A 9,728-nucleotide genomic window follows, 5' to 3' on the forward strand; every position below is an offset into this window, starting at 1 on the left:
TTCCAGGGTGGGATGGTAAAAGGGTTTCTCCAGGATCTCATCCAGGCTTAACCCTTCAGAGATCATCCAGCATAATAGATGCGCCATATGTTCAGCAGACTCAACGAACAGTTCGCTTCCCAGAAACTTGCGGGTTGCTGTTTCGATATAAACTTCGACAGCCCCTTGGTTTTTACCCAACACCATGGCCCGGCCCTGGTTTTTGTAAGACACAAAGCCGGTGACAAATTCAGCTTTGGATTGCGTCAGCTGCTGAAAGCTCTGTCCAACAATAGCCATTTCCGGTTGACTAAAGACAATGCCTAGTGGGGTCAGAGTCTTGATATTTTTAAGTTTAGGAAAGTTCAGGCAATTATGAACTGTAGTTCGCCCTTCGTGAGCAGCTTCATGCTGAACTGGAGAATTTGTATGAGCATCGCCAGTAATGAAGATTGGATAATCAGCTAATTGTTTAGTGTACAGATCTACAGGAAGTTTTTTTAGATCAGTAAATTTAGAATTGATATTTTCTAGACTTAAACTATTTAAATAACTGTTACGTCCTGTCGCGACCAATACATAATCAGCAGTTAAATTATTTAGATTTCCATTTTCTGTATAACTGATTTTAACTTTGTTACGGAATTTTCGGACTTGCTCAGGCAGTATTTCAAACTTGATATTTAATTCTTCCGCTAAAATATCTTGTGCAATTTTTTGTAATTTTGGACTGGTTAAAGATCCCACTTTATGGCTACGGGCAAAAACAGTTGTTTTAACTCCTAAACGCTGCATGGCTTGTGCAAGTTCAATCGCAATAACCCCACTACCGATCACTGCTAATGATTTTGGTAATGTTTCTAGTTCAAAAATCTGATCGGAAGTAATGAGTTTATCACCCAGTTCATTTTTCCAATCTTTATTAAGAGTCGGGGTTGATCCCACAGCAATAATGAAGCTTTTGGCTTGATATTGTTTTTGATTAACTTGAACCGTTTTTGAATCGATGAAATGGGCTTTTCCAGAGATTTTATGGGCATTATCCCAACGATTAACTTCCTCTAGTGTTGCCTGGGTGAAGTGATCGCGTAGTTTTCTTAGATGTGGCATCACCTGCGATGTATCAATTTTAGCTGAGACACTTAGAGCAACTTCTTGTGCATGTTGAATTTCATGCATTCTGTTGGCTGTTGATATAAGGACTTTACTTGGCATACATCCTACACGGGCACAAGTAGTATCCCAAGGTCCATCATTAATTATCAGAATATTTTGGGTGTGTCTGATTGCTTCTTTATAGGCAGATATTCCTGCAGTACCCGCACCTAGAATAATAATGTCGTACATTGTGAAATAACTCTCATTTCTATATTTTTTAGGCTAACACAGTTAAACATTTATCATGCTTTTGTTTACATAAACCACCAGATATGATTACATATCGGTCAATATAAATTAAATGAAAACACTATTTTTATAGGGATTGGGGGGATTTTTTAATGAGTAAAAATGTTGGATTAAAATTATCGACAGTAGCTTTAGCTGTTGTGTTAGCGAGTTGTGGTGGTGGTGGAAGTGAAGGATATTATAATCAAGAAGGTTCTTCTAATAATTCAGGGAATGGGAATAATGGAGGGAATACAGGAACATCTGCAACAGTTTCTGCATTAAAAATTGAATTAGATAAGTTATCTATGGCTGCAACGAATGGTCAGCTTACTGTTACTGTACGTGCTTTAGATGAAAATAAAGGTGGAGTTGCGAATGCAGATATTACTTTAATGATTGTTGATCCAACGAATAATGTAAGTAATTCAAGTGTTGCGAAGCAAACTACAAATGAAGCTGGAAATGCTGTTTATGTATTATCCACGCCAAGTACATCAACGACATTAAATGATTTAATAAAGAATGGTTTTAAAATTATTGCTAAAACAAATAATGGTTCGTTAAGTCAAGAACAAACCGTTTCAGTAACTGGTGCAGATACAAATAATGGTTCTGATACCACAAGTATTGTTCTGTTTGAGGCGACTAAAACTACATTAAATGTCCGAGGCGATCAGACTACGGTATCTTTAACAGCGGTCGATTCTAATGGCGCTACTTTAGCCAATCAAGCGATTTCATTGAAAGTCAAAAACTCAGCATTGAATGGCGTGAAATTTACTCCTAATGCAAATCAAACTGATGCAAATGGAAGAATTACATATACATTATCATTTAGCGAGTTACAAAGAGCATCAGCATATAGTGCAGCACAATTTGTTTTAGATGATTTAGTGCTTGAAGCAAATTTTGGCCAATCTACTCAGGTCTATAGCTATAAATTAGATGTAGTGAATTCAACTGTACCTCAGCCAGTAGGTGCAATTGCGGTATCATACAATCCTACTAAAATTGAAGATTCTTTGAATGGTGTGTTTTATTACCAAAACGTTTCTGTTCAAGTCACAGATGTTGACGGTAAGCCGCTTCCTAATCAAGAGGTTGTTATGGGAGTTAATGCTTTAAGTTACAATAAAGGAAACTTTGGCTTTTTCGATACAGATATACCGCGGGATGGTAAAGCCGATAAATATCTTCCTGATGTAATAACACAGTGTTTTTCGCCGACAGTTAAAGTGAATAGTGGTGGAAAAGAAATAGATCAACTAGCACCAGTTAAGCCAGGTCAGACGGTTCAAGTTGTATCTTTTATCAACAAAGAAAATGTGCCTGCTACAGATAATAAATACACCACAGATACGAATGGTCGTTTCGATTTGAAAATTCAGTACCCTAAACGTTATGCAGGCTATTTAAATATTCAACTTCTTGCTGATTCGACTGTGAGTGGTAAACAAATCAGCGGTTCTACTAGTCTTGGTTTGGGTTATTTGATTAGTGATATTGATGTAGAAAATGGTATAGCTCCTAATTTAGTTAGTCCTTATGGTACTTCTCTCAATTGTAATGATGGAAATTAATTCCAATAAAAAACAGCGCTTCGGCGCTGTTTTTTATTTAGGAGCTTTAAATTGAAGTTCCCACACTCACCCCAACCGTAGGTCGAACATTCATAGAGCTACATCCCGCAAAGGCACATGAAATAAGGATAAGAAGAATTATTTTATTCATTGAGCAATCCCAGCTTTTTCGCTTCATTAAATAATACGGAAGAGCGTACGCTACGATATATCATTAAAATTGGTTTTAGAAGCATATTATAATATTTTGAAATTTCAACGATGTCTGTTTCAGAAAATTTATTATTGAGAATAGGTTGATAAATAAAACTAATATGAGCTTGTTCAGTAATATGACGTAATTGATTGACTGAAATCGCTTGCCTTGTTACTGATGGAAGCGATTCACAATTATCCATTTAGAATCTTTGATGCATCGAAATTTAAAATTATCATTTGACCTGTAACATTCACCGAAGAATTTAAACTACAAGGTAACTCAATAGTTTCTGCGAAAATTTATATATTCCAGGTCAAACTTAAACTTATTAAAACATGATCAACAACATGCTTAATCATCCAGTAAATCCATTTGTTTTGCAAGTTGGAATAAATTGTTTGAGCGGTTTCCGGTACGGCAGAACATGAGTACCGGCTTTGGAAGCTCATTAAAATGATTGGCAAATGTACGGACATCAATTTCAGTAATTTGACCCGCAACTACAGGCTGGAAAACGTAATCTAAACCCGCATTGCGTGCAGCTTCTTCAATTTGTGCACTTGTAGGTTGTTCGGGACCATCTTCCATATCTGGACGGTTGTTGATAATTGATTTAAAACCTTTCTCAACAACTTGTGCTACTTGTTCTGGGGTAATTTGACCTGCAAAGCCGACATTTTCACTCATTTTGTCACTCCATAATTTTCTAAATAGATATATGCTTTATGATAGCATTAAGCTGAAACAGGAGCTTAATCTGTTGAAATTTTTATAAGCGATTACAACCATAAAATAACGCAATGGAGCGCATATGCATTCCTATACAGTTGAGCCACTGTATGTAAATAGTGGAAAAGATGTCATTGCTGCGGATTTTTACCGTCCCAAAACTGAACAAAAACCTGCTGTCATTATCATGGCTCATGGTTTGGCAGCCTTGCGTCACTTTAAACTGGTTCAGTATGCCAAACGTTTTGCTCAAGCAGGTTATGCAGTTGTATTGTTTGATTATCGTTATTGGGGTGGAAGCACAGGTCGTCCACGTGAGTTGGTGTCGATTCAATCTCAATTGGAAGACTGGCGAACCATGATTGCGCATATTTTAGAGCGAAAATCAGTAGATACGCGGCGTATTGTACTCTGGGGGACTTCTTTAAGTGGGGGATATGTCTTAAATTTGGCAGCGGAATTAAAAAATGTTCATGCTGTAATAGCTCAAATTCCCTTTGTTGATGGAACAGAAAGTGCCAAGCTTTACCCTTTACAACAGCTCCCGAAAGCATTAAAAATATCCAGTCAGGACTATATGGGTGCAAAAGTCGGCATGTCCCCGAAAACCTTGCCTGTCGTAGACAGAAAGGGTTTATGTTTTATGCCGACAGCCGATAGTTATGACGGTTATTTGTCCATTGTCAATTCGGATTATTTCTGGAGTGGAGAGATTCCGGCCCGGATCTTTTTTAATTTAATTCGGTATCGTCCTATTCAGGATGTGCGTAAAATTAGTATCCCTGTTCTGTTTATTGCTTCCAAACGAGATAGTCTGATCCCTATTGAGTCAAGTCGGGAAACAGCAACCAATATTGCACCTTATGTGCAATATCATGAATGGGATATGCAACATTTTGATATTTATCATGATCAATGGTTTGAAAAAGCGATATCTACCCAATTAGAATTCTTACATCAACATATTGGAGTAAGCTAAATGATTATTGTATGTCCTGCGTGCGGTGCTAGAAATCGAGTACCTGAAGATAAACTAGAGGCAAATCCAAACTGTGGCCAGTGTCAACATGCGCTTATTCCTCTGGCTCCAATTGAATTAAATGAGCATAATTTTAGTAACTTTGTCACCCATAGCGAATTGCCTGTACTGATTGACTTATGGGCGGAATGGTGTGGTCCTTGCAAGATGATGGCCCCTCATTTTGAACAGGTGGCAAAACAGAATCCGAAAGTGGTTTTTGCAAAAATTAATACCGAACAATCGCCTCGACTCAGCGGGGCTTTTAATGTACGGAGTATTCCAACCTTGGTTTTGATGAATAAAACCCGTGAAATTGCTAGAATAAGCGGTGCTTTACGATCTACAGAGCTGCAACAGTGGCTAGATCAGCAATTAAATGCCAAAACTGGGAGCTAATGTGTCAGATACTCATGTAAAACCTGAAGGAACCCTTTCTCTTCAAACCATTGCGATGCCGGCAGATACCAACTGGAGTGGTGATGTTTTTGGTGGATGGATTGTTTCACAAATGGATTTGGCAGGTGCAATTCATGCAGAACGTTTTAGTAAAGGACGTTGTGCAACTATTTCAATTAATCAAATGACTTTTTTGGTTCCGGTAAAAGTCGGTGATGTAATTAGTTGTTATACCAAAATCTTGAAAGTAGGTAATACCTCTATTCAAATGCAAATTGAAGTCTGGGATAGTCATGACAGTTCACGTGAACCAATCCGTGTGACAGAAGGAGTGTTTACCTTTGTTGCCGTCGATGTGAAAGGTGGAAAGCGTCAAATTCCAGAGGATGTAAAACAAAAATATTTAGCATTACAACCCGCGTAATAATGAAATATAAAAAAGCCCAATATGGATTGGGCTTTTTTATGTGCTGAATTTTTTAAAACAACGTCTGCTCTATTTTAAGCTCAGTTATTTTTACAAAAGAAAAAAACATCATTCGATTTAGCTTTAAGTAATCAAAATTAAAAATCAAACTATTTATTTAATTGTGACTTTGACACCCAAGCCCACAACATTTCACATTGAATCGGTTCTTCAGCTGATTCATCAGTCACCTTTACGGTCACCAATGTTTCACCTTTTTCAGTGCTTTGCATCATTTTTTGCTGATCATCGGTAAGTGTTGCAGTTGCAATCATTGCACCTTTGGTGGGGCGTTTAAAATCAACTTTAAAACTTTTGATTAATACGATACAAGAGTCCGGAACATTCATGCCTGTAACAAAACCGGTAGCTGTTTCAGCAATTAATGCCATGGCGCAGGCATGCACCTGACCAATGTGGTTTTGCATTGCACGATGGTTTTCAATTTTCACTACCACTTTCGAGTGGCTCACTTCGAGGTAGCGAATATTGGCACTACCCACCATCGGTACGATCCGACCAAATGCTTTGCTCCACAGTGTACTGCGAATACCTTTGGGTAATTTAGAGGTTGCTTTAACCAGTTTTGATAAGCGATTGGTCGGTGTCATGAAATTCCTCGACTTTTTATTGCATCAGTGTATTAGTCTTTAAAGTTATTAAACTGCAAAGGCACACCAAATTGCTGCTCTTTTAAGAATGCCATAATTTGTTGCAAAGTATCGCGTTTCTTATCCGTTACACGAATCTTGTCGCCTTGAATAGAAGATTGCGCCTTAATGCCACTTTCTTTAATGGCTTTATTAATTTTTTTTGCGGTGTCAGAGTCAAGACCATCTTTAAGCTTAATGATTTGAATCACATTTTTACCTGAAGCGGTCATTTTTTGTGGATCAAGGGCTTGAATATCCACTTTGCGTTTAAAGAAATGATTTTCTAGCATGCTATATACTTGTTCACATTGAAAATCACTTTCTGTCGTGATTTTGATTTCTTTATTTTTTTCGCTTAATTCAAGAGAAACATCTTGGCCACGGAAGTCAAAACGTGTTGCAATTTCTTTTTGCGTGTTTTGAACGGCATGATTTACTTCAAAAATTTCTAATTCAGAGACAATATCGAAAGAAGGCATGGTTTAGACCTTTACAAAGGGAAAGAATATCTGAGATGCTAGGGATGTTTTCTTCATTTGCCAAGTGTTGTTTACATCAAAGGAGTGCACAATGATCCGTAAGCAAGAAATTACAACATTTGAGTTCCCAGAAAATGCAGTTATCTGGGATGTTCGTGATACAAAAGCCTTTGCTGAAGGTCATGTAAAAGGTGCTGTAAATCAGCCCATAGATGACTTGAGTGCAGACAGCTTAACTCAGGTGGAGTCGGATCAGCCCATTTACATTTTATGTGGTGGTGGAAGTAAAGCACCACGTGCTGCTGAAAAGTTAGAGAGCTTAGATGGCTCGCGTGAGTATGTTGTATTGATGGGTGGCACGCGTGCCGCGCGTGATGCAGGATTGCCTTTAGAACAGGGCGCTTAAGAAAAAAGCACCGTAAGGTGCTTTTTTAATGGCTAAAAAATGAATTTCGCACAATCTCTCTTTTTTATTAAGGAAGATTTTAGTGGACTGGTTTTTTAAAGCGAGTTTGGAAGTGGTTTTTGATAGTAAGGCTTTTTCGGTTTTACTTTTTTGATAAAACGTCGTGGATTAAGTTTATTCACCCAATATGAAGTCAGCGGGCAGGCTTCCCCTAAAACTTGGGCAGCCAAAACTTCACTACACAGCGGGGCAAATAAAAAGCCTTTAGAGCCTAAGGCCGTAAAGGTATATATTTCAGCATCTGGCTGAATTTTTCCGAGTAAGGGGAAATAGTCCGGGCTTTGTGTCCGTACCGATGCGCGGCCCTGCCAGGTTTCAACAGGCGGCAAAGATTGCGCATAATCCGGAAAGACACTATGGATCAGCGAATAATTATGCACATGATCTTCAACCAAAACTTTATCATCATCACAATCTGGGTGAAATGAAGCCCCTAAAATCAGATGCTGCTGGTCCAGCTGCATGCAATAACCACCGTAGCTATACGCCTGTTCAGGCTGTAACGGATGATTTGGATTATTTACCCAGCTGACTTGCCCACGGTTCGGCTGCAATTTGGGGAATTGTTTTGCAAAGTTGTTACTATTCAGTGCGGCACAAATAATCACATGATCAAACTCTCCCAAACATTGTTGCTTGATGTCGATCACTTGAATTTTAGATGTAGTTTTTAACTCAATAATTTCCGCTTGCTGAAAGTGAATGGAAGGATGCGCCAAAATTTGATCGCGTAATTGAGGTGGCGAAATTGTACCGGCTTGTAATAATTTTAGGCTCGGAAATTCAGTTTTAAGATCACTTTGATTGGCTTTTTTCGCAAATACTCCATCTGGATATTGCTCTGCAAGTTCAAGTAAATCATCGTCCTGTTTAAGCGCCAATTGACTGACCTGAATCGGATGAAAAGCTTTGAATTTTTGATAATGCGGAATCGCATATTGCCATGCCAACGTGACCAGATGCTCTGCACTTTGCTCAACACGGCCTAATCTGGGGTTGAGCAAGGCCAGTGGATTACCCGAGGCACCTGCAAGTGGCTCAGATTGGTCGTAAATGACGATTTGATGGCCGCGCTTGGCAAAGGCGAAGGCACAGCTTAAACCGGCTATTCCTGCGCCTATAATTGCAATTTTGCGTCTTTTAAATACTGAAGCTGAATTTATTAATTCGGGTTGTTCGGTCTTTGCGATTGTTGACTGAAGAACTGGTTGATTTTGAGCTTCTGGAGGGTTCCAGATTGCTGTGAGCATTTGACGCTTATGCTTAAAACCTGGTGGCAGAGAAGTCGTAATTCCATGCTCGCTTAAGCCCCGCTTTAAAACACCCGCAACACTAAAGGAGGCAAAAGTCGTTCCATAATTAGAAAGCCGGATAATATGGCTCAAAACATGTTCTTGCCACAGATCAGGATTGCAAGAAGGTGCAAAACCATCTAAAAACCAGGCATCTACAGCTTTGGTTTTAACAATGACCGGCAAGACATCATTGGCATCACCGAGCCATAGATCAATGGAAAAACGATCGTCAGGAAAGTTTAGTCGGTGACAGCCGGCAATAGGCAGTGGATATTGCTCGATCAGCTGCTCGGCCAGAGGTTGCAGTTCCGGCCAGACATTGAGCGCGCGAATAAAATCGGTCTTGTTAAGTGGGAATTTTTCCACGCTGATCAAGTGCAGATGACTTCGGTTCTTCGGGCGCAATTGTTGCCACATCTGCCATAATGCTAAAGCGTTTAAAGCTGTACCAAAACCGGTTTCACCTACGCAAAAATATTCAAAATCCTGCAGCTTTGCCAAACGTGTGGCGAGATCATTACCATTCAAAAAGACGTGTCGTGTTTCGAGTAACCCATTGTCTCTAGAAAAATAGATGTCCCCAAATTTTTTGGAGACAGGAATATCAATCCCATCCACACATTGCCAATCAAGATCAGCAGTTTGAATTGCACTCGACAAAATCTAAGTAACCTTTAAAACACAATAGAAAGGGATGTTTTACCACTGACGACGACGTTTGGTATAGACATAACTTGCAATCAGGAAACCGAGCAAGACACCTAACGCAATGGTCGCAGCACCATATAAAAACATTTGTGCGCTACGTTCACTTTGTAAAACTTGAACTTGAACCCCCAAGCTATCATTTTTCAATTGTAGCTCCTGATTTTGCGATAACGCCTCTAAGTTGGCTTTTTCCAGTTGTTGCAAGCGCGTTTCTTGATCTTTGACCAAGGCTTTAACTTTGGCATCCTGCAAGGCTTTATTTTTTGCAAGTTGCTCCGCCGTTAAAGGCTTGGCTTCTTGGGGTAGACCATTTGGATTCATGCTGGTAGCACCCGCAGGAACAATACCGGGTTTACTGGCGGGCAGAG

The 9,728-nt window shown here is 39.2% G+C and carries 12 protein-coding genes; 5 read left to right on the forward strand and 7 right to left on the reverse strand.

The features are described from left to right. On the reverse strand, positions 1–1,326 hold a 1,326-nt coding region (locus tag E0H89_RS16065), incomplete at its 3' end, for a dihydrolipoyl dehydrogenase (protein WP_131218496.1). A 152-nt stretch (positions 1,327–1,478) separates the two neighbouring features. On the opposite strand from E0H89_RS16065, the gene E0H89_RS16070 reads away from it, so the two are divergent. After that, a complete protein-coding gene (locus E0H89_RS16070) occupies positions 1,479–2,948 on the forward strand; it encodes a hypothetical protein (RefSeq protein WP_131218498.1) in 1,470 nt (489 codons plus the stop codon). Positions 2,949–3,091: 143 nt separating this feature from the next. Here the strand turns inward: E0H89_RS16070 and E0H89_RS16075 are convergent, their stop codons facing one another. After that, on the reverse strand, positions 3,092–3,346 hold the full coding sequence (locus tag E0H89_RS16075; RefSeq protein ID WP_131218500.1) for a hypothetical protein: 255 nt from the start codon (positions 3,344–3,346) through the stop codon (positions 3,092–3,094). 152 nt (positions 3,347–3,498) lie between these two features. Next, positions 3,499–3,834, reverse strand: a complete 336-nt coding sequence (locus E0H89_RS16080; RefSeq protein WP_131218502.1) for a protein tyrosine phosphatase family protein — start codon at positions 3,832–3,834, stop codon at positions 3,499–3,501. 124 nt (positions 3,835–3,958) lie between these two features. On the opposite strand from E0H89_RS16080, the gene E0H89_RS16085 reads away from it, so the two are divergent. The 3 genes from E0H89_RS16085 to E0H89_RS16095 are packed head-to-tail and all read left to right on the forward strand — an operon-like array spanning position 3,959 to position 5,717. Next, positions 3,959–4,855: an alpha/beta hydrolase gene (locus E0H89_RS16085; RefSeq protein WP_131218504.1), complete on the forward strand. Its 897-nt coding sequence runs from the start codon at positions 3,959–3,961 to the stop codon at positions 4,853–4,855. Continuing rightward, on the forward strand, positions 4,856–5,293 hold the full coding sequence (gene trxC, locus E0H89_RS16090; RefSeq protein ID WP_131218506.1) for a thioredoxin TrxC: 438 nt from the start codon (positions 4,856–4,858) through the stop codon (positions 5,291–5,293). Continuing rightward, a complete protein-coding gene (locus E0H89_RS16095; protein WP_502698417.1) occupies positions 5,274–5,717 on the forward strand; it encodes an acyl-CoA thioesterase in 444 nt (147 codons plus the stop codon). Before trxC ends, E0H89_RS16095 begins: the two co-directional genes overlap by 20 nt. A 152-nt stretch (positions 5,718–5,869) precedes the next feature. Here the strand turns inward: E0H89_RS16095 and E0H89_RS16100 are convergent, their stop codons facing one another. Both E0H89_RS16100 and E0H89_RS16105 read right to left on the reverse strand, forming a co-directional pair. Further along, positions 5,870–6,370 carry a DUF4442 domain-containing protein gene (locus tag E0H89_RS16100; RefSeq protein WP_131218510.1) on the reverse strand — a complete coding sequence of 167 codons (501 nt, stop codon included), beginning with the start codon at positions 6,368–6,370 and terminating at the stop codon, positions 5,870–5,872. A 32-nt stretch (positions 6,371–6,402) separates the two neighbouring features. Next, positions 6,403–6,891 (reverse strand): YajQ family cyclic di-GMP-binding protein, encoded by a 489-nt coding sequence (locus tag E0H89_RS16105; RefSeq protein WP_131218512.1) that lies wholly within the window; start codon positions 6,889–6,891, stop codon positions 6,403–6,405. 91 nt (positions 6,892–6,982) lie between these two features. On the opposite strand from E0H89_RS16105, the gene E0H89_RS16110 reads away from it, so the two are divergent. After that, the gene (locus tag E0H89_RS16110; protein WP_131218514.1) at positions 6,983–7,297 is read left to right on the forward strand and encodes a rhodanese-like domain-containing protein; all 315 of its coding nucleotides are present in this window, start codon (positions 6,983–6,985) and stop codon (positions 7,295–7,297) included. 95 nt (positions 7,298–7,392) lie between these two features. Here the strand turns inward: E0H89_RS16110 and mnmC are convergent, their stop codons facing one another. Next, positions 7,393–9,312, reverse strand: a complete 1,920-nt coding sequence (gene mnmC / locus E0H89_RS16115; RefSeq protein ID WP_131218516.1) for a bifunctional tRNA (5-methylaminomethyl-2-thiouridine)(34)-methyltransferase MnmC2/FAD-dependent 5-carboxymethylaminomethyl-2-thiouridine(34) oxidoreductase MnmC1 — start codon at positions 9,310–9,312, stop codon at positions 7,393–7,395. 39 nt (positions 9,313–9,351) lie between these two features. Further along, positions 9,352–9,728, reverse strand: a 377-nt coding sequence (locus E0H89_RS16120; protein ID WP_131218518.1) for an SH3 domain-containing protein, incomplete at its 5' end; no start/stop codon positions are given.

Origin of the sequence: Acinetobacter sp. ANC 3781 (genome assembly GCF_004331285.1) — a bacterium.
Taxonomy (GTDB): Bacteria; Pseudomonadota; Gammaproteobacteria; order Pseudomonadales; family Moraxellaceae; genus Acinetobacter.